Annotated in this window: 16 protein-coding genes; 9 read left to right on the top strand and 7 right to left on the bottom strand. The window is 67.2% G+C overall.

Annotated elements, in window-relative coordinates; genetic code table 11:
* Nucleotides 1–89 precede the first annotated feature (89 nt).
* The 3 genes from AC56LH_RS08660 to AC56LH_RS08650 form a co-directional block, all read right to left on the bottom strand.
* Nucleotides 90–794 (bottom strand): MOSC domain-containing protein, encoded by a 705-nt coding sequence (locus tag AC56LH_RS08660; protein WP_499645568.1) that lies wholly within the window; start codon nt 792–794, stop codon nt 90–92.
* Between the two features lie 10 nt (nt 795–804).
* Nucleotides 805–2,268, bottom strand: a complete 1,464-nt coding sequence (locus tag AC56LH_RS08655; protein WP_499645567.1) for a M28 family peptidase — start codon at nt 2,266–2,268, stop codon at nt 805–807.
* A gap of 129 nt (nt 2,269–2,397) precedes the next feature.
* Nucleotides 2,398–3,531 (bottom strand): alkene reductase, encoded by a 1,134-nt coding sequence (locus AC56LH_RS08650; protein ID WP_499645566.1) that lies wholly within the window; start codon nt 3,529–3,531, stop codon nt 2,398–2,400.
* A 218-nt stretch (nt 3,532–3,749) separates the two neighbouring features.
* Here AC56LH_RS08650 and AC56LH_RS08645 point away from each other — a divergent pair, with 218 nt between their 5' ends.
* The 4 genes from AC56LH_RS08645 to AC56LH_RS08630 all read left to right on the top strand — a co-directional run bounded on the left by AC56LH_RS08645 (nt 3,750) and on the right by AC56LH_RS08630 (nt 8,903).
* Entirely contained in the window at nt 3,750–4,841 is a 1,092-nt protein-coding gene (locus tag AC56LH_RS08645; RefSeq protein ID WP_499645565.1) for a sensor histidine kinase, read from the top strand.
* Nucleotides 4,838–5,623, top strand: a complete 786-nt coding sequence (locus tag AC56LH_RS08640) for a LytR/AlgR family response regulator transcription factor (protein WP_499645564.1) — start codon at nt 4,838–4,840, stop codon at nt 5,621–5,623. Before AC56LH_RS08645 ends, AC56LH_RS08640 begins: the two co-directional genes overlap by 4 nt.
* A gap of 66 nt (nt 5,624–5,689) precedes the next feature.
* Complete coding sequence (locus AC56LH_RS08635) at nt 5,690–6,478, top strand: ferritin-like domain-containing protein (protein ID WP_499645563.1); 789 nt, start codon at nt 5,690–5,692, stop codon at nt 6,476–6,478.
* Between the two features lies 1 nt (nt 6,479).
* Nucleotides 6,480–8,903, top strand: a complete 2,424-nt coding sequence (locus AC56LH_RS08630) for a DNA polymerase II (protein ID WP_499645562.1) — start codon at nt 6,480–6,482, stop codon at nt 8,901–8,903.
* Here the strand turns inward: AC56LH_RS08630 and AC56LH_RS08625 are convergent.
* A complete protein-coding gene (locus AC56LH_RS08625; RefSeq protein ID WP_499645561.1) occupies nt 8,900–10,084 on the bottom strand; it encodes an FAD-dependent oxidoreductase in 1,185 nt (394 codons plus the stop codon). The two genes, AC56LH_RS08630 and AC56LH_RS08625, sit on opposite strands and share 4 nt — an antisense overlap.
* Before the next feature lie 332 nt (nt 10,085–10,416).
* Here AC56LH_RS08625 and AC56LH_RS08620 point away from each other — a divergent pair, with 332 nt between their 5' ends.
* The 5 genes from AC56LH_RS08620 to AC56LH_RS08600 all read left to right on the top strand — a co-directional run bounded on the left by AC56LH_RS08620 (nt 10,417) and on the right by AC56LH_RS08600 (nt 16,587).
* Nucleotides 10,417–11,376, top strand: a complete 960-nt coding sequence (locus AC56LH_RS08620) for a chemotaxis protein (RefSeq protein WP_499645560.1) — start codon at nt 10,417–10,419, stop codon at nt 11,374–11,376.
* Nucleotides 11,377–11,425: 49 nt separating this feature from the next.
* Nucleotides 11,426–12,355 carry a LysR family transcriptional regulator gene (locus tag AC56LH_RS08615; protein ID WP_499645559.1) on the top strand — a complete coding sequence of 310 codons (930 nt, stop codon included), beginning with the start codon at nt 11,426–11,428 and terminating at the stop codon, nt 12,353–12,355.
* Nucleotides 12,356–12,463: 108 nt separating this feature from the next.
* Nucleotides 12,464–13,936, top strand: a complete 1,473-nt coding sequence (locus AC56LH_RS08610) for an efflux transporter outer membrane subunit (RefSeq protein WP_499645558.1) — start codon at nt 12,464–12,466, stop codon at nt 13,934–13,936.
* 18 nt (nt 13,937–13,954) lie between these two features.
* Nucleotides 13,955–15,124 carry an HlyD family secretion protein gene (locus tag AC56LH_RS08605; RefSeq protein ID WP_499645557.1) on the top strand — a complete coding sequence of 390 codons (1,170 nt, stop codon included), beginning with the start codon at nt 13,955–13,957 and terminating at the stop codon, nt 15,122–15,124.
* Nucleotides 15,121–16,587, top strand: a complete 1,467-nt coding sequence (locus AC56LH_RS08600) for an MFS transporter (RefSeq protein WP_499645556.1) — start codon at nt 15,121–15,123, stop codon at nt 16,585–16,587. The genes AC56LH_RS08605 and AC56LH_RS08600 overlap by 4 nt, the downstream gene beginning before the upstream one ends.
* 31 nt (nt 16,588–16,618) lie before the next feature.
* Here the strand turns inward: AC56LH_RS08600 and AC56LH_RS08595 are convergent, their stop codons facing one another.
* The 3 genes from AC56LH_RS08595 to AC56LH_RS08585 all read right to left on the bottom strand — a co-directional run bounded on the left by AC56LH_RS08595 (nt 16,619) and on the right by AC56LH_RS08585 (nt 18,793).
* A complete protein-coding gene (locus AC56LH_RS08595; protein WP_499453980.1) occupies nt 16,619–17,083 on the bottom strand; it encodes a hypothetical protein in 465 nt (154 codons plus the stop codon).
* A 115-nt stretch (nt 17,084–17,198) separates the two neighbouring features.
* On the bottom strand, nt 17,199–17,729 hold the full coding sequence (locus AC56LH_RS08590) for a cytochrome b (protein WP_258834284.1): 531 nt from the start codon (nt 17,727–17,729) through the stop codon (nt 17,199–17,201).
* Entirely contained in the window at nt 17,726–18,793 is a 1,068-nt protein-coding gene (locus AC56LH_RS08585) for a catalase family peroxidase (protein WP_499645555.1), read from the bottom strand. The genes AC56LH_RS08590 and AC56LH_RS08585 overlap by 4 nt, the downstream gene beginning before the upstream one ends.
* Between the last annotated feature and the right edge of the window lie 13 nt (nt 18,794–18,806).

Below are 18,806 nucleotides of genomic sequence, written 5' to 3'. Positions count from 1 at the left end.
CCAATTTTTTGACTCACGCCCAGACCGCAATCGTGCGCGACAGAAGCATTAAAACATTTCCAAAACACATCGGCTGTGCGCTGGATAACTTAACAACAATTGAGTTCAGCGTCCGGCCCAGGTGCATGCTCCGGACGCGTGTCGAACAGGCCGCCACCATCCCATCGCGCCAGCGGCGACGTGACGCGGGCCGCGATCGCTCTGCTGGCGTATGCCGGCCCAAGTGACGCCAAAAAGCGCGGGAAGGCGCGGCAGTAAGTGGACTGGATCCCGGCCAGGCGCGCCAGCAATGCGTACTCGATCACCCGTCCGGATGGCATCGCGTCGATGACCTGCGCGACGCGTTCGTGCCAGTCGTCCGACCACACTGGCAGCAATGGCCCCAGGTCATACACCGTGTCGCCGGTACGGATAGTGCCGCCTTGCACGACGCGCGCCAACACGCCGCGCCGGGCGCCGATGCGGGCGGCGACACGCGCGCCATGCAGGTCGAGCCGGCCGCATGCTTCGCAAGCAAACATCAGGCGCACCTGCGCCCGGTCGCCGATCTGCAGCACGGTGCCGGAGGGCAGGGCGTCGATGGGCGTATCGAGCAGCAGGTTTTCGCGCAGCGCGTGGGGAGCGAGATCGAAGTCGGCATAGGTCGCGCTGCTCGCCAGCAGCAACTGGCGCGGTGATGCCGGGTCACGGTGGCGGTCGCCATCGATCCCCGAGTCGGCAACGAGCGTGAGCCGCTCGACCGCCTGCGGCGCAGCGCTGCCGGGCGGGCGGAGCGCCAGGCTGGCCAGCTTCACCGGGCTACCATTACTTCGACGATTGCAGTGCAGCCGCCGCGGCGCGGTACTTGGCGGCGTTGGGCACGGCCGTCCACGCCGGCTTGACCGGATCGTTGGCGATGTCCCGCAACGCCACCGCGATCATGCGGTTCACGCTGGCCAGGTTGTCGTAGTCGACCTTGTCCCAGGTGTCGTCCTTGCCGTGGTAATCCGGGAAGCCGAACGCCACGCACAGCGTGTGGGCCGGCACGCCGGCATCGGCCAGCGCCTGGTTGTCGCTGCGCGCAAAATAGCGGTCGCTATTGGTTGGATGCTTCCAGAAGCGGATGCCGGTCTGTTCGCCCGCGCGTTGCAGCGTCGTGCCGACGGTCGAATAGTCAAAGCCGGTCATCGTGGCTGAACGCAGTTGCGGGCCTTCGCTGTCGTCGGTGCGGCCAAGCTGCTCGAGGTTCAGGTTCATCACGGTGTCCTTCAGCGGGAACACGGGATGCTTTGCGTAGTAGCGCGAGCCGAGCAGACCCAGTTCTTCGCCGAACAGCGCGACGAACACGATGCTGCGGCGCGGCCGCTCCTTTTGCGCCGCCATGCTCGCGGCGATCTCGATTACCGACACGGTGCCGCTGCCATCGTCGTTGGCGCCGTTGAATATCTCGCCGTCGCGGATGCCCAGATGGTCGTAGTGCGCGCTGAGCATCACGTAGGTGCTTTTCAGGGCCGGGTCCGAACCGCGCAGCACGCCGATCACGTTACGCAGTTTGGTCGGTGCGATCTCGGGCGCCACGATCTTTGCAGCGACAGTAGCGCTGCCCTGTTCGAGCGCGGTCGCAGCGTCGGCTGCATGCACCAGTACGACCGGTGCGCCACCTTTGGCCACTGCCACGCTAGGGTCGATCAGCCAGCCGCCCTGCGTGCGCGCCTGGCGCCGTTCGCGGTCGATCAGCACGATCAGTGCCGGCTTGCTTTTCAGTTTGGCTTGCAGCGCGGCGCCTGCGCCGGGGATCGCAGCGGCCGGCACCACCAGCACCTTGCCGTTGGCTTTATCCGGATCGTCCAGCGCCGCCTGCCAGGTCATGAAGACGGCAGGCGTGCGCGCCAGCGTGACCGGATCGACGAAGTTGGCCGATGCGCCCGTGCCGTCGAGGGTCATGGTCTTGCCGCCGGCCGTCACCGTCAACGCGATGTCCTGCGGACTGCGCTTGGCGTAGTGCCAGTTCGCGGTCTGGAAGTAGCCATCGTCGCCCGCCGCCTCGAGCCCCGCGCGGCGGAACTGCGCCGCGATGTATTCGGCTGCCAGATCGACGCCGCGCGACGGCGTGCCGCGCCCTTCGAGCAGGTCGGACGACAGGAACGACAGGTGGCCGCGCAGCGAGTCGGCCGAGATGCTGGAGGTCAGCGCATCGCGCCCTGAAGTCTGCGGCCCCTGGGCCGAGGTGGCGCACCCGGTCAGGGCGAGGGCGATGGAAATGGACAGCGCGGAGGCAAGGTGACGCATGCGAGGACTTCCGTGGATTGATGAGGATGGCAATATGACATGGTGGGGCGAAACGGGTCAACCGGGATATGTGCATCCACCCGACCGGAGCACCACGATGGCGCATCCTGCTTCATCCCACTCTGACGATCAGGTCTTTGCAGCGTACGGCGGGTAATCGATATAGCCCCTGGCATCACCCCCGTAGTAGGTGCTGCGGTCCGGCTCGGCCAGCGGCCAGCCGTTGCGCAGGCGCGCGACCAGGTCCGGGTTCGAGATGAACGGCTGGCCGAACGCCGCCAGGTCGATCACGCCATCGTCGATCATCTTGTCAGCGCGTTCGCGCGTCATGCCGCCAGCCAGGATCAGTGCAGTCTCGGGCAGCGTAGGGCGGAAGGCGCGCAGCAGGTCCTGGATCTTGTCGGACACGGTCGGTCCGGATGCCTTGTCGCTCATGCCGTAGCCGGATTGGTCCATGATGTGGACATACGCGATGCGACGTTCGCCCAGCGCGGCGACCAGCGCCATATAGGTGGCGTCGATGTCGTCGTACAGCGGCATGTCGAACAGGCGGCCGTAGGGCGACAGGCGGATGCCCACGCGTTCGCGGCCGATGCGGGCAATCACCGCGTCGACGACTGCCAGGGCAAAGCGCAGGCGGTTGTCCATCATGGCCGCGCCGTATTCGTCATCGCGGTCATTGACCAGCGGGTTGAGGAACTGCTCCAGCAGATAGCCATTGGCGCCGTGGATCTCGACGCCGTCGAAACCGGCCTCGATGGCATTCGCGGCGGCATTGGCAAAATCCTGCACCACGCGCGCTACCTCGTCGGTCGCAAGCTGGCGCGGTTGGGTGGTGGCCACCATGCCCGGCGTGCCGTCGTCCTTCAGGCCATAAGCCATGGCGCCTTGCGCGATTTTCGAACTGGCGCTGACCGGATCGATGCCATCGGTCTGGATGCTCGGGTGCGACACGCGGCCCACGTGCCAGAGCTGCGCGAACATCTTTGCGCCGACAGCGTGCACAGATTGGGTCGTCAGGCGCCAGCCGGCGATCTGCGCCGGCGTGTAGATGCCGGGATTGAACAGGTAGCCCTGGCCTTCGCGCGAAATGGGCGTGCCTTCGCTGACGATCAGGCCAGCGGTGGCGCGCTGGGTGTAGTACAGCGCGACGGTTTCGGTGGCGACGTCGTCCGGCGCACGCGCCCGGGTGAGGGGCGCCATCACGACGCGGTTGACGAGAGGGAGAGAAGCAAGCTTGAATGGCGAGAATAACTGGTGCATGGGGTCCTTGTAGCGTTGTGGATGGATGCGGCCAGCATAAATGAATTCGGAGAATTGAATGATGGGCACGCTAGCGAATCGGGCCATCGCGCTCTGCGAGTCCGGGTTCACTCCCGCCTTTCGCCAATTCGTCGCACCGCCTCTTGCCGCTGGCACGCCGGCTCGGCACAATGAATTGTCCCTGTCCTTATTACCCTTATTTTCTGAAGCGAGTCCGCATGGCCAGCCTCTCCCCGCCGATTCACCAGCAACGACGTGCGCGCCTGCGGCGCGTGCTGACCGATTTTCCGCTGTCGATCGGCATCAGCGCGCTGCTGGCATGTTTCATCAGCCTGGTCACGGGACGCTTTCTCGAAAACATGCTGGTGTCGGTCCTGATCGGCATCGTGTCCTTCACGATCGTGTACGGCGGGCGGCTGCTGTTCATCAAGCGGCCGGTCTGGCGCCTGCGCGAATGGGCCATGTTCGCTGCGCTGGCGGTGCTGGCGGCGCCGGTTGCCCACTTCACCGGCCTGTACACGGCCGGGCTGTTGCTCGGCATTCGTACGCCGACGCTTGCCGAATATCCTTCCGCCGACCGCATCAGCATGATCGTCTTCACCTTCCTGGGCACGACACTGATGGTCGTGCTGATCCGGAACCGCGAACGCATGCGGCGTGCCCAGGAAGAGCAGGCCGAGGCGCACCTGCGCGCGCAGATCATCGAGCGCCAGGCCTTGCAGGCGCAGCTGCGCCTGCTGCAGGCCCAGATCGAACCGCACATGCTGTTCAATACGCTGGCCAATCTGCAGGGCCTGATCGCGCTCGACCCGGCGCGTGCCAGCGACATGCTCGACCAGCTGATCCAGTATCTGCGCGCCACGCTGAGCGTATCGCGCAGCGAGACCACGACGCTCGAGCAGGAATTTGCCGCCATGGGGGCGTACCTGGGCCTGATGGGCGTGCGCATGGGCGAGCGGCTGCGCTACCAGCTCGACCTGCCGCCGGCGCTGCGTGCCGCGCGCCTGCCCACGATGTTGTTGCAACCCCTGGTCGAGAACGCGATCGTGCACGGCGTGGAGCCGAAGATCGATGGCGGCGAGATCACCATCAGCGCGGCGATCGAGGGAGACAGCCTGGTGCTCGACGTCCACGATACGGGTCTGGGTCTGGGCCAGGTGCCTGCGCGGCGTGGTGGTGGCGTCGGCGTGGCCACGTCGCGTGAACGGCTCGAGGCCCTGTATGGTGAGCGCGCATCGATGACCTTGAATCCGGCGCCGCCGCAAGGTACGCTGGCCCGATTGACCCTTCCTCTGGAGTTCGACGAATGACCCGTGCGCTGATTGCCGAAGACGAACCGATCCTGGCCGCCACGCTGGCCAAAACACTGCAAGGCCTGTGGCCCGGCCTCGACATCGTCGCGACTGCGCCCAACGGCGTCGTCGCCGTGGAGCAGGCCCTGGCACTGCGACCGGACGTGCTGTTCCTGGACATCCGCATGCCGGGCCAGAGCGGGCTGGAAGTGGCCGAAGAACTGGCCGAGCGCTGGGACGGACCGGCGCCGTTTCCGCACATCGTGTTCGTCACCGCGTTTGATGACTACGCGGTGCAGGCGTTCGAGCACGCGGCGTTCGACTATGTGCTCAAGCCGGTCAGCAGCGCGCGGCTGGGCAAGACCGTCGAGCGCCTGCGTGGCGCGTTGGCCGCGCGCACGACGCTGGCGCCGGATGCACTGGGCCAGCTGCTCGGGCAGTTGCAGGCGCTGGCACCACGCGCCGCACCAGGCGAGCGCTTGGGCGTGATCCGGGCGGCGGTCGGCAACGCGGTGCGCATGATCCCGGTATCAGACGTCGTGTACTTCCAGGCGATCGACAAGTATGTGAATGTGGTCACCGCAGACGCCGAAGCACTGATCCGGGTGCCGCTGAAGGAACTGCTGCCGCAACTCGACAGCGCGCAGTTTCGTCAGGTGAGCCGCAGCACGGTGGTGCATATGGGATGCGTGACCAGCGCGGTGCGGGATGATCTGGGCAAGGTGATGCTGACGCTGCGCGGCCGGCCGGAAAAGCCGCGTGTCAGTCCGGTGTATGCGCATCTGTTCAGGCAGATGTAGTGCATGCACCGAAGCACAGCCGGCAGATTGGGTAAAATGCCCGCTTTCGTCAGATTAGCAAACACCATGGAACTCCGCGCCGCCGCGCTGCACGCACTGCTCGACGCCGACCCCGCCGCCAAAGCCAGGGCGGTCGCCGCGCTGTCTGCTGCGTGCAAGGCCGGTCAGGTCGCCATCGACACCCAGGCCGTGATTGCGGCGCCGCCTGGCATCCCTGGCCGTCCGGCGCGCCCGGAGCTGGTGCCGCCGCTGCAGGTCGGGCGCCGCTCGATGGGCACGCCGGAAGGGCGCGCGATGCTGGTCCACGCGCTGGCCCACATCGAGTTCAACGCCGTCAATCTGGCGCTCGACGCCCTGTGGCGTTTCGATGGGATGCCCGAGCAGTATTATCTCGACTGGTTGCTGGTGGCCGATGAAGAGGCGCTGCATTTCACGATGCTGAGCGATCATCTGGGTACGCTCGGGTATGCGTATGGCGACTTCCCGGGCCACGACAGCCTGTGGGAGATGGTCGCCAAGACGGGTGACGACGTGCTGGCGCGCATGGCGCTGGTGCCGCGCACGCTCGAAGCGCGGGGTCTGGACGCGATCCCGCCGCTGCGCAAGAAGATCGCGCAGGCGGGCGACCTGGCTGCGGCGCTGATCCTCGACCGCCTGCTGGTCGACGAAGTGGGGCACGTCGAAATCGGCAACCGCTGGTACCTCGAACTGTGCCTGGCGCGCGGGATCGAGCCGATCGCCACCTACGACGAACTCACCGTGCGCTACAAGGCGCCCGTGCTCAAAGGCCCATTCAATATCGAAGGGCGCCGCGCGGCCGGCTTTTCCGAGGCCGAGCTGGAACGCTATCGCTGACATGGACGATGCGGCGTCGGACAATACCGGCTTTCTGCTGACGCGGCACTGGCGCGACACGCCTGCCGGCTGCGAAGTCGAGTTCTGGCTAGCCACCGACGCCGGTCCGCGCTGCGTGCGCATTCCGGTGCAGACCCCGGTCGCCTTTATTCCCGAAGCGCAGCGCGGCACGGTCGAACAACTGCTGCAGGATGAACGGGGCTGGGAATTGCGCCCGCTCGACCTGCTCGACTTTCAACACCGGCCCGTCGCAGGGCTGTACTGCCGCAAGTACCGCCAGCTGATGCAGATCGAACGGCGCCTGCGCCAGCATGGCCTGGACGTGTTCGAGGCCGACGTGCGCCCGCCCGAGCGCTATCTGATGGAGCGTTTCATCACCGCGCCCGTCGTGTTTGCGGGACAGCCGGTCGAGGGCAATCCGCAGTTGCTGGTCGATGGCGTACTGAAGCCTGCGCCCGGCTACCGGCCGACCATCCGCACCGTGTCGCTCGACATCGAGACCACGTTCCAGGGCGAGCTGCGTTCGATCGCGCTCGAAGGGTGCGGGCAGCGCCAGGTGTACATGCTGGGACCACCCAATGGCATCGATGGCCCGCGCGATTACGATCTTGAGTATTGCGCCACCAGGCGCGAGCTGCTCGACCGCATGGAAGCGTGGTTCGTGCAGCACGACCCGGACGCGATCATCGGCTGGAACGTGATCCAGTTCGACATGCGCGTGCTGCAGCGGCATGCCGAGGGCATGAAGCGTCCGCTGCGGCTGGGGCGCGACGGCAGCGCGATCGAGTGGCGTGAAGCCGGTGGCAAAGGCGGTGGCAATGGTGGCGGCAACCGCGGCGGCCAGGAACACTACTTCATCTGCATCGCCGGGCGCCTCGTCATCGACGGTATCGACGCGCTGCATTCGGCCACCTGGACCTTTCCGTCGTTCAGTCTTGAAAACGTCTCGCGCACGCTGCTGGGCGTGGGCAAGGCGATCGACAACCCGCATGACCGCATGGCCGAAATCGACCGCATGTTCAACGAGGACAAGCCGGCGCTGGCCTATTACAACGTCATGGATTGCGAGCTGGTCACCCGCATCTTCGACAAAACCCGGCTGCTGGACTTCCTGCTCGAGCGGGCCAGCGTGACGGGACTGGCGGCCGATCGCAGCGGCGGTTCGGTGGCCGCGTTCGAGCATCTGTACATGCCGCTGCTGCACCGCCAGGGCCGGGTGGCGCCGAATATCGGCGACGTCGAGGGCGCTGACAGCCCGGGCGGGTTCGTGATGGATTCGCGCTCGGGCCTGTACGACTCGGTGCTGGTGCTGGATTACAAAAGCCTGTACCCGTCGATCATCCGCACCTTCCTGATCGACCCGCTGGGCCTGATCGAGGGCTTGCGCGAGCCTGAAGAGACCACCGTGCCCGGCTACCGGGGCGGCCGCTTTTCGCGCACCCGGCACTGCCTGCCGAACATCGTCACGCAGGTGTGGGCGGGCAGGGAAGCGGCCAAGAAGGCGCAGAATGCGCCGCTGTCGCAGGCGCTCAAGATCATCATGAATGCCTTTTACGGCGTGCTCGGTACGACCGGCTGCCGCTTTTTCGACCCGCGCCTGGCCTCGTCGATCACGATGCGCGGCCACGACATCATGCACCGCACGCGCGCGCTGATCGAAGCGCAGGGCTACCAGGTGATCTACGGCGACACCGATTCGACCTTCGTCTGGCTGGGTGCACCGCATACCGAAGACGATGCGCGCCGCATCGGGAACACATTGGTCAATCATGTGAACGGCTGGTGGAAGACGCATCTGGCAGCTGAGCTGGGCATCGACAGCGCGCTCGAACTGGAATACGACGTGCACTTCCGGCGCTTCCTGATGCCGACCGTGCGCGGGTCGGACGAGGGCAGCAAGAAGCGCTACGCCGGGCTGGCCACCACGCCCGACGGCGTTGATGAGATGGTCTACAAGGGCCTGGAAACGGTACGCAGCGACTGGACGCCGCTGGCGCAGCAGTTCCAGCAAGGCCTGTACGAACGGATCTTCAAGGGCGAGCCGTACGAGGACTTCGTGCGCGAGCTGGTGGCGCGGATGCTGCGCGGCGAGTGCGATGACGACCTGGTATACCGCAAGCGCCTGCGGCGGGCGCTGGACGACTACGAACGCAACGTTCCGCCGCACGTGCGCGCCGCGCGCATGGCCGATGAACACCACCTGCGCAACGGCCGCCACGCGCTATACCGCAAGGGCGGCTGGATCCGTTACGTGATGACGCACGATGGGCCCGAGCCGCTCGAGCTGCGCCGCTCGCCGATCGATTACGAGCATTACCTCACGCGCCAGCTCGAACCGATCGCCGACGCGATCCTGCCGTTTTTGGGCGACAGTTTCGCCAGTCTTACCCGCCACATCACCAGTGGGCAGGGCGCGTTGTTCTAGCCTGCCGCCCAGGCCTGGCGCAGGCAGCGGCGCGGCGCGGCAATGCTGCGGTACATGAGGTAGCGGCTGCCCGGGACCTTCAGCGCGCCGGCAAACAGCAGGTCGCGCCACAATCCCTTGCCGTCAAACTGGAAGCATGGCGTGAGCGTCCGGCTCAGCGCCTGGTAGGCGCGTACGGTGCGCAGTCGGCTGGCCGAATAGCGCAGTACCCCGGCGGCCGCGCCATGCACTTCGACGCAACGGGCCAGCACCAGCGCATCCTGCACCGCCAGCGTCGTGCCCAGGCCCAGTTGTGGACTCATGGCGTGGCCGGCGTCGCCGACGATGCAGATCGGGCCGGCTGCCAGCCGTGACGGCCGCGCGTGGTGGTAGCGGGCAAACGCCAGCTGGCTGTGCGAATGGAGGCGGTCCACGACCGGCTTCGATTCGGGCCAAAGCGCGAGCAGTTCCCGTTTCCAGTCATCCAGCGGTGCGGCGCGCCAGGCGTCATAGCGGTCGCTGCGCAGACTCCAGAACAGCGACACGCGCAGCGCGCCGTTCACACGCTCGGTCGGCATGATGCCGTACATGCGCTCGGTGCCGCCGTAGCGCTGCGCCAGCAGATGCGCATCAGGCCAGTCGTCCAGGTCGATCAGGGCCCACAGCGCGCCCCACGTGTACTGGTGCGAAGCCACCGCCAGGCCGGTGGCCGCGGGCAGCATCGACGAGGCGCCGTTGGCGATCACGACGAGGTCGAAGCGGTGCGACACGCCGCCTGCATCGACGGTGCCAGCGCCGTTCTCGACGCCGATGGCGCCCACGGCGCAGCCGAAGTGCAGGCGCACGCCCAGCGCGCGGGATTCCCGTTCCAGCACGCCGCCCAGTGCCGATCGGCTGACGGCGCGCGCCTGCAGGCCGGTATAGAGAATGTCGACCAGGGTCCAGCCACGCTCGCACTGGCCGACGAGGCGTTCGATCGGCAGGCTGATGGCATTGAACGCTGCGCCCACGCCCAGTTCATCGAGCGCGGCCACGCCCTGCGGCTGAATCAGCACACCGGCGCCAAGCGTTGCCAGCGCCGGGTGTTTTTCAAACACGTCGACCGTGTGTCCGGCGCGGGCGAAGGCAATTGCCGTGGCCAGGCCGGCGGTGCCGGCGCCGATGACGCCGATGTGCAGGCGCGTGGCAGGTGACGCACTCATGGGTATCCTTGTGGAAACTTATTGGTGAAGTATAACGTGCCTGCGGATTCTTTCTGAGCGCGGAGCACTAAGTGGAGGCAGCGGTGTCGAACTACCTGCGGCATCGCTCTCATCACCCTTTACCGGGGTAAAAAGCGTTATGCTTTGATGACGCGATTCGTCCCCGCTTGCGGGTATGTGCTGGTGGCGTGTTTTCATGAAAGTGTGACAATCCGTGGTTTTTTTGCACCGACCGACGCTAAATCTGCGACGCTTTCGGTCTGTAATGACCCAAGGACCTGTAGCCCGTCTACAATGATTTCCGGACAGCATTATTTTTGACAGGATCAGCCATGAAATCGGTACAACAAGAAGTCGATGAACGCAGCAATCTGACGGGAACCAACAAGTTCGAATTGCTGCTGTTCCGCCTCGGTGGCGACGCGCAGGGCAACCACAACGAACTGTTCGGGATCAACGTCTTCAAGATACGCGAGATCGTGGCGATGCCCGAAATTACCGCCGTCGCCGGCGCACCGCAGCACGTGCTGGGCGTCGTCAATCTGCGTGGCCACATCATCCAGGTGCTCGACCTGCCGGGCATCACCGGTGTCACGCCCAAGACGGGTCTGAACATCATGCTGGTCACTGAATTTGCGCGTACCACGCAGGCGTTTGCCGTCGAGAGCGTCGAAGAAATCGTGCGTCTCGACTGGAGCCAGGTGATGACGGCCGAGAACACCGCCGGCACCGGCATGGTCACCAGCATCGCCCGCCTGCCGGAAGCCGAGGGCCAGCCGGCCCGCCTGGCCCAGGTGCTCGACGTGGAAACCATCCTGCGCCGTCTGAACCCGGAGCAGGACCGCCAGGACCTGTCGCAGGCCGTGGGCAACAAGATCTCGATCAAGCCGGGCACCATTATCCTGGCGGCCGACGATTCGGTCGTCGCCCGCGCACTGATCGAGCAGGGTCTGGACGCGATGGGTCTGCCATTCATCATGACCAAGAGCGGCAAGGAAGCCTGGGACCAGCTGGGTGCAATTGCTACCGCTGCCGAAGCCGAAGGCCGCACGGTCTACGACCGCGTCGCGATGGTGCTGACCGACCTCGAGATGCCGGAGATGGATGGCTTCACGCTGACCCGCAACATCAAGTCGAGCCAGCGCTTCGGCAACCTGCCGGTGGTAATTCACTCGTCGCTGTCGGGCACCACTAACGAGGAACACGTCAAGAACGTGCGCGCCGACGCCTACGTCGCCAAGTTCTCGGCCGAAGACCTGTCGCGCACACTGCGCAAGGTGCTGGGCGCGTAAGCCAGCGCAGGGGGATCACGCCGCGCAGGCCCGGTGCTATGATGCGGCCGTGATTCCCGACCTGTCCCAGTTACTGATCCTCGACAGCTTGCTGCGCGAGGGCAGCCTTACCCGTACCGCCGAACTGCTCGGCATGAGCCAGCCCACGGTCAGCCGCGCGCTGGCCCGTTTGCGGTCCCACTTCGACGACCCGCTGTTCGTGCGCACCGGCCAGCGCATGGTCGCGACCACGCGCGCGCTGGCGCTGGCTGGCCCGATCGCGGCCGTGCTCGACGCAGCGCGTGAACTCGACAGCGGTCCCGCTGTCTTCGATCCGCTCACCGCGCAGCGCTCGTTCGGCCTGTACATGGTCGACGGCGCCGTCGTGAACATCCTTCCGCAGCTGCTGTCCGGACTGGCGCGCCTGGAAGATGGCGCCAGCGGGTTGCAACTGCGCAGCGTCCACATCGACCCCGGCGCGATTGAGGCCCAGCTCGAGCGCGGTCACATCGACCTGGCCATCGGCCGCTTCCCGCAACTGGTCAACAATATCCGCCGGCGCAAGCTCTGGACCGACGAGTACGCGTGCGTGATGCGGGCCGGGCATCCGTGCGCCGGCCAGCTCGATCGCGATGCCTATCTCACGCACCGTCACGTGCTGATCGAGATGGAGCAGACGAGCCAGCACAACGGCGCCGTCACGCGCAAGCTGGAGACGCTGCTCGCGCCGTCGCGGATCCTGTGTCACGTGCCCAGTTACACGTCGGCGGCCCACATCGCGCTGCATACCGACGCTATCGCCACCATTCCGCTGCGCCTGGCCCGGCCGCTGGCCCGCGACCTGGGCCTCGTGCTGGCGCGCCTGCCGATCGACCTGCCGCCCGTGCATCTGGCGCTGTACTGGCATGAGCGCAGTCATCGCGATCCTGCCAATGTCTGGCTGCGCGCGTTCGTGCGTTCCACGCTGACCGCGTCCGACCCCGTATCTGCGGATATCTGAGGCACCAGGTCATGCAGAATCTGCATGACCTGCATGCACCTGGCGGCATGGCCGGCACGGGTGCCGCCGCGTAAGCTTCGGCCTTCCCGAAAAAAGCCGAGGCACACCATGCTTCAACCCACACGCACGCCGGGCCGGGGCGCATGCCGCCTGGCCCTGGGCGCTGTGATCCTGTTACTGACTGGCTGCGTGTCGATGGGGCCGCAGCTCACGCCGGCCCGCCTGAATGTCGATGCGGCGGCGCATTCCACGCATGCGCTCTCGGCGCAGGCGCTGCCGGCATCCGCATCTGTATCTGCACCTGCTGCCTGGCCCGCGCAGGACTGGTGGCGCACCTACGGCGACCCACAGCTCGACCAACTGGTCGACGGCGCGCGCGCGACCAGCCCCACGATTGCTGCCGCACTGGCGCGCGTGCGCCAGGCGGCCGCCCTTGAAGGCCTGGCGGCCGCCGCACTGGCGCCGCAGGCCAGCGCCACGGCGCATCCGGTGCGCCAGCGCTACAGCGACAACGGCAGCGTACCGAAACCCCTTGCAGGCAGCTGGCAGTGGGCGAATGACCTCGGGGTCAGCCTCGGCTACGAACTGGATTTCTGGGGCAGGAACGCAGCCGGTGTGGCCGCCGCTGCGGGACGCGTGAATGCACGCCAGGCCGAAGCCCAGGCGGCGCGCCTGGCCGTGGCCGGCGCCGTCGTGCAAGCCTATCTGCAGCTGGACCACCTGTACACGCGGCGCGACCTGGCCGAACAGGAACTGCGCCAGCGCACCCGCATCGCCGACCTGGTGCGCCAGCGCGTGGCGGCACAACTGGACAGCCAGGCGGAACTCCGGCAGGCCGAGATTGGCGTGCCGTCTGCGCGCGGGGAGATCGCGGCGCTCGACGAAGCGCTCGCCCTGACACGGGGCCAGCTCGCGGCCCTGAGCGGGCAGGGGCAGGACGCCGGTGCGACGATCGCGCGGCCGCATGTGGCGCCGGCCCGGCCACCGGGCGTGCCGGCGGACATTCCCGCTGCGCTGCTCGGGCGCCGGCCGGAGCTGGTGGCGCTGCGCTGGCAGGTCGAAGCGGCCAGCGGCGACATCGACGTCGCCAGGGCGCAGTTCTATCCAACCGTGAACCTGACTGTCTCGGGTGGCCTGGCCAGCCTGGGCTTCGACCGGCTGGTGCAGGGTGGCAGCCGCACGTTTGCCGCCGGTCCACTCGTGACCTTGCCGCTGCTCGACGGCGGGCGCCTGCGCAGCAATCTGGCGGCGCGCAACGCCGACTACGATCTCGCCGTCGCGCAGTACAACGGCGCCGTGCTCGAAGCGCTGCGTGACGTGAGTGCGCAACTGACGTCGCTGCGCTGGCTGGGCGAGCGCCAGCGCGAGCAGGACGCGGCGCTTGGCGCGGCCGAAGAAGCCTATGCGCTGGCCGAGCAGCGCTACCGTGCAGGCCTGGGCAATTTTGTGCAGGTCTTGATTGCCGAAACCCAGGTCGTCGCGCAGCGCCGGGGCCAGGCCGAGCTCGCGGCCCGTGCCTACACGCTGGACGTGCACCTCGTGCGCGCGCTGGGCGGGGGCTATCGGGCCGCCATCCATTGAGAACGCTGGAATCATCACATGACTGAACAAACGAATCACGCGCCGCAAAGCCGGCGCAAGCTGGCGCTAGGCCTTTGCGCCGCCGTGCTGGCCGCTGCGGCCGGCATTGCCTGGTCCTCGCCCGGGGTGCTGGGCATCGGCTGGAACAGCCAGCAGACCGAAGACGCTTACGTGGAGGGCAATCTGGTGCACGTCACGCCGCAGGTCGCGGGCACCGTCACGCGCATCGCGGCGGACAACACGGATTTCGTGCGGCCAGGCGAGGTGCTGGTCCAGCTCAATGACGTCGACGCCCGGCTGGCGCTGGACCGCGCCGAAGCGGCGCTGGCCAGGTCAGCGCGCCAGGTGCGCTCGCAACTGGCCGGCGTCGGGCAATTGCGCTCAACTGTCGTGCAGCGTGAGTCCGACCTGGCCAGGGCAGAGAGCGATCTGGCGCGCCGCCGTCAGCTGGCCGATACGGGCGCCGTGTCGGGCGAAGACATCCGCCACGCCGACGATGCCGTGGGCGCCGCCCGCGCCGCGTTGAACGCAGCGCGCCAGCAGGTGGATGCGGCGCGGGCGCTGGTGGACGGCACGACGCTCGAGCAGCACCCGGACGTGCTGTCGTCGATTGCCGGCCTGCGTGACGCGTCGCTGGGCCTGGCCCGCACGACGCTGGCAGCGCCCGTGGGCGGCATCGTCGCCCGGCGCAACGTGCAGATCGGCCAGCGCGTGGCGCAAGGCGCGCCGCTGATGGCGATCGTCCCGCTCGACCAGATGTGGGTCACGGCCAACCTGAAAGAGACGCAGCTGAAGGACGTGCGCATCGGCCAGCCGGTGGCCGTGACGTCGGACGTGTACGGCGCCGACGTCGTCTTTCACGGCTGCGTGGCCGGTCAGGAAGCCGGTACCGGCAGCGCGTTTGCCGCCGTGCCGGCGCAGAACGCGACCGGCAACTGGATCAAGGTCGTGCAGCGTGTGCCGGTGCGCATCGCGCTCGACGCGCAGGAGCTGGCGCGCCACCCGCTGCGCCTGGGTCTATCGATGAAGGTCGCGATCGATACCAGCCGCGCCGATGGTCCGAGCCTGATGCAGGCCGGCGCGGTGCGCCATTCGTATGAGACGGTCGTGTTCGAGACGGAGTCGCACGGCGCCGACGCGGCGATCCGCCGCGCGCTTGGCGCACCAGCGGCCGTGGTGGCGCGTTGACCGCAGCCGCCATCGGCACGACGCCGCGCCCGGCGCTGCTGGGCGCCATCTTCGTGTTCAACCTGATCGAGTTTCTGTCGACCGGGATGACGGTGCTGGCTGCGCCCGCGATCATGGGCCATATCGGCGCCTCGCCCGAAGAGTACGCGACGGTCTCGGCGCTGTACGCCGCCGTGGCGGTGCTGGCGATTTCCCAGATGACCGTGCTGCTGCAGCGCCTCGGCTGGCGCAACTACCTGCTGGGCGCCGTGCTGTTCTACCTGCTCGGCGCGTGGGTGTGCGCCACGAGCGCCAGCGTGGCCGGTTTTGCCGGCGGCCGCCTGCTGATGGCGCTGGGCGGCGGCGTGTTCATGACAGTCTCGCGCATGATGGTCAACCTGATCCCGCCATCGCCGCAGCGCCTGCAGGGCATCGCCGCGTATGGCGCCGCCTTGTCGGGCGGGCTGGCGCTCGGGCCGTGGGTGGCCGCGAAGATGCTGGGCCACGAAGCGTGGGGCGGGATGTTCCTGGTGCTGGCGGCGCTCGCGACCCTTGGCGCGCTGATCGCCGCGCGCTGGATGCCGCAGGATGCCATCACGCTCGATCGCGCCTCCGGCGGGTCGCCGTCGCGCATGCACACCATCGACGCGATGCTGCTGGCGGCCGGCGCGGCCATCACGCTGTACGCGTTGCAGCACCTGACGTATGACTGGCATGGCGAACGCGGATCGCTGCTGGCGCACCTGGTGCTGGGGCTCGCGCTGCTGGCCGCGTTCGGGTTGCTGCATGCGCGCCGCAGCGCGCCGTTCCTGCATCTGGGCGTGCTGCGCAGCCCGCGCTATCGGCTGGGCCTCGTCATCTTCAGCGTCTGTTACGCGATGCTCGGGATGGTCAACACGCTGTTGCCGCAAGTGGTGCAGAAGGGCCTTGGTGTCGGACTGGAACAGGCCGGCGAACTGCAGGGAACGGGGCTGCTGGCCACGGTCATCGCGTTTTTCGTGATGCTCGAACTGGTCAAGCGGCGCCCGCATCCGACCAAGTTTTTCGTCACCGGCTTTCTGATGCTGGCCTTGCTCGGTTGGCGCTTCGCAACGCTCGACCCGCGCGCGTATGCGTGGGATGCCGTGATCTTCTGGCTCGGCCTGTTCGGCGGCTTTTTGACGCTGGGGATGGCGACGACGGCGATTCACGCGTTCAAGGAGCTGCAGGCGGACAATGTGGTGTTCTCGAATGCCCAGCAACTGAAAAACATGCTGGGGCAGGCCGGCCTCGCGCTGGGCGTGGGCATGACCAATATCGGGCTGCAGGAACGCACGGCGCTGCATGCGTCGCGCCTGGCGGAGAAATCGTCGCTGCTGTTTGATGGCGGCGCCGAACTGGCACGGCAAGCAGGCCTGCTGGCAGGCCAGGACCTGTTCCGGATCGTGATGTGGGTGGGGCTGGGTGGTGCGGCGCTGCTGGTGTTGCAGCGCCGCTTCGACTAGTGACGCAGGACGTGCGCTGCGTCCAGCCGGATCAACGGCGACGCGAAGGACCGGTCAGGCGGTCGGCCAGGACGGCGGTGACAACGGCTTGCAGCACGTGGATCGCCCAGCGCTCGCCGGCCTTGCGCGGGCCGGCCGCCACTTCGCCTTCAGTGATGCCCAGGACCGGCGCGATGGCGCCGATATTCACGGCGTACAGCGCCGTGCCGTACAGCGTGCCGATGGCGGCGGGCGACAGGCTTGGGGCCAGTTCGCGCAGCTTCGGGACGGCGGCGGCAAATGCGGCCGAGGCGCCCAGGTGATTGACGAATTCGACGGCGCTGGTGCCGGCGTCGCCGATGACGGCGCGCGAGCCCGTCACGTCATCGATCCAGTCGACCGCATCCCGGTCGAGCGTTTTGGTGAGCACACCCGACTTGCGGCCTGCGACCATGACGGCCGTCGTGACCACGCCTGCGATCAAGCCACCCACGATGGCTGCTGTGTATTTTTGCATGAACGTCTCGCTTGAAAAGTGAATCCGCAGCGAGGTGCCCGTGCACCCGCTGCAGATGGAGTCAATACGATACGTGGCGAGCTGCCCGGGCTCGGTGCGGTGCTGCACCGATAACTCAGTCGCCCTTGGCCATTTGCCCGAACACCTCGTCACGCCGGACCCACGCGTGATACAGCGCCGCGCCCAGGTGCGCCAGGATCGTGAAGAACAGCACATACGCGAGCACGCCATGCAGCGGACGCAGGAAGCCGTACATCGCAGGGCTGTGCGGCAGGATCGCCGGCAGGTTCACGCCGTCGAACAGCACGATCGGATAGCCGCCGGCTGACAGCATGGCCCAGCCAATCAGCGGCATGGCCAGCATCAGCGCGTACAGCGCCCAGTGCGACGCGGTGGCCGCCCACACCTGGATGCGTGGCAGATCGGCCGGCAGCGGCGGTGGTGCGTTCAGCAGGCGATTCCCGAGGCGCACGATCGCCAGCAGCAGGATCGCCAGGCCCAGGGGACGGTGCAGGTCGAGCAAAAATTCGCGGTGGCGCAGCGACACGACCATGGCGGCGCCGACGAACAGCATCGCCAGGATCGCGACGGCCATCGACCAGTGGAGTACGCGGGCGAGCAGGTTGAAGTGGCGTGGACGGTTCATCGTACGCTCCCGGTGTGGAGGTTGCCCGTGCTGATTTCACGCTCGCGGCGGTTGAACGAGACCGAGTAGATCGACGAGCGGGCGTGCAGCACGGGATCGTCGGTGCCGGCAATGCCCTTCGGCAGGATCAGCGGGTCGAAGTTCAGATCGAGGCATGGGCCGGCGACCTGCGGCTCGGCGCGCACCAGCGTCAGCGTGCCGGCGAGCGTCTCGGGCCGCGTATCGGGCCAGGCTTTGGATGGGTCTTCGATCGGGTCGCCCGGTTCGGCGAACTGCATGACCATGTCCCATTTCAGCGGACCGGCCGCCAGACGGCGATCGAGATCGGCCGCCAGGAAATCGCGGTCGGCGGTTTTCAGCTGCTCGGGGTCGGCCGCCGCGAACGGCGTGTGCGGGCGCATCGACCAGCGCACGGCGCGCGTCGCGCCGGCAGCATTCGTCAGGCGAAACGCATTGACGCCGTTAAAGCGCGTGTTGGCCAGGCTGTCGGGCGTCGGCGCACTCTTGGACCACGCCATGAACTTCTTGATTTCGGGATGGGCGGCCAGCACGGCGTCCATCTTGGCCGGATCCGGTTTGCCGGTGGCCGGGTCGGGCAGGCGGGCGGCGTTCAGCGCCTGGAAGGCTTCGGGGGTGGACGCAGCGAAGAACGGGAAGCTGTTCATCGCCATGCGCCATTCCTGGCCGTCGTCCGTTTTCAGCTGCAGCGCCATGCCGCGCACCGCCGCCTTGTTGTCCGGCGAATGCGGGTCATTGCCAGGGCTGGAAAAGCGGCCGAGGACAGGCGTCGACGGCTGCGAAAACACGCGCGCCGTGGACAGCTGCGCAGCAGCGGGCGTCGGTGCAAAGGTGCCGACGATGCAGATGCCCTTGGCATGCGCACGGCGCACGCCCGGTTGCTGCGTGCCGGAGGCTTCGGCGGTATTGACCATCGTCTGCGGCGTGACGTTCTTGTTGCCGAACCAGCCGCCAATCCAGGCGAAGAGGACGGCCAGCGCAATGATGATCAGCGCGATCGGGAGCAATAACAGCGGGGAGCCGTGGCGGGGCTTGGGCGGTGACATGGGCGGCACTCTC

The organism is Telluria sp. LT1R51-2, from assembly GCF_059685775.1.
The sequence above is the reverse complement of the archived record's forward strand: the minus strand, read 5'-3'. Positions and strand labels throughout refer to the sequence as shown.

Bases quoted from the DNA above. Each gene is read 5' to 3' on its own strand.
- AC56LH_RS08630 (WP_499645562.1), top strand. From the start codon at position 6,480: ATGGACGATGCGGCGTCGGACAATACCGGCTTTCTGCTGACGCGGCAC.
- AC56LH_RS08655 (WP_499645567.1), bottom strand. From the start codon at position 2,268: ATGCGTCACCTTGCCTCCGCGCTGTCCATTTCCATCGCCCTCGCCCTG.
- AC56LH_RS08590 (WP_258834284.1), bottom strand. From the start codon at position 17,729: ATGAACCGTCCACGCCACTTCAACCTGCTCGCCCGCGTACTCCACTGG.
- AC56LH_RS08635 (WP_499645563.1), top strand. From the start codon at position 5,690: ATGGAACTCCGCGCCGCCGCGCTGCACGCACTGCTCGACGCCGACCCC.
- AC56LH_RS08625 (WP_499645561.1), bottom strand. From the start codon at position 10,084: ATGAGTGCGTCACCTGCCACGCGCCTGCACATCGGCGTCATCGGCGCC.
- AC56LH_RS08645 (WP_499645565.1), top strand. From the start codon at position 3,750: ATGGCCAGCCTCTCCCCGCCGATTCACCAGCAACGACGTGCGCGCCTG.
- AC56LH_RS08640 (WP_499645564.1), top strand. From the start codon at position 4,838: ATGACCCGTGCGCTGATTGCCGAAGACGAACCGATCCTGGCCGCCACG.
- AC56LH_RS08620 (WP_499645560.1), top strand. From the start codon at position 10,417: ATGAAATCGGTACAACAAGAAGTCGATGAACGCAGCAATCTGACGGGA.
- AC56LH_RS08595 (WP_499453980.1), bottom strand. From the start codon at position 17,083: ATGCAAAAATACACAGCAGCCATCGTGGGTGGCTTGATCGCAGGCGTG.
- AC56LH_RS08650 (WP_499645566.1), bottom strand. From the start codon at position 3,531: ATGCACCAGTTATTCTCGCCATTCAAGCTTGCTTCTCTCCCTCTCGTC.
- AC56LH_RS08610 (WP_499645558.1), top strand. From the start codon at position 12,464: ATGCTTCAACCCACACGCACGCCGGGCCGGGGCGCATGCCGCCTGGCC.
- AC56LH_RS08585 (WP_499645555.1), bottom strand. From the start codon at position 18,793: ATGTCACCGCCCAAGCCCCGCCACGGCTCCCCGCTGTTATTGCTCCCG.
- AC56LH_RS08605 (WP_499645557.1), top strand. From the start codon at position 13,955: ATGACTGAACAAACGAATCACGCGCCGCAAAGCCGGCGCAAGCTGGCG.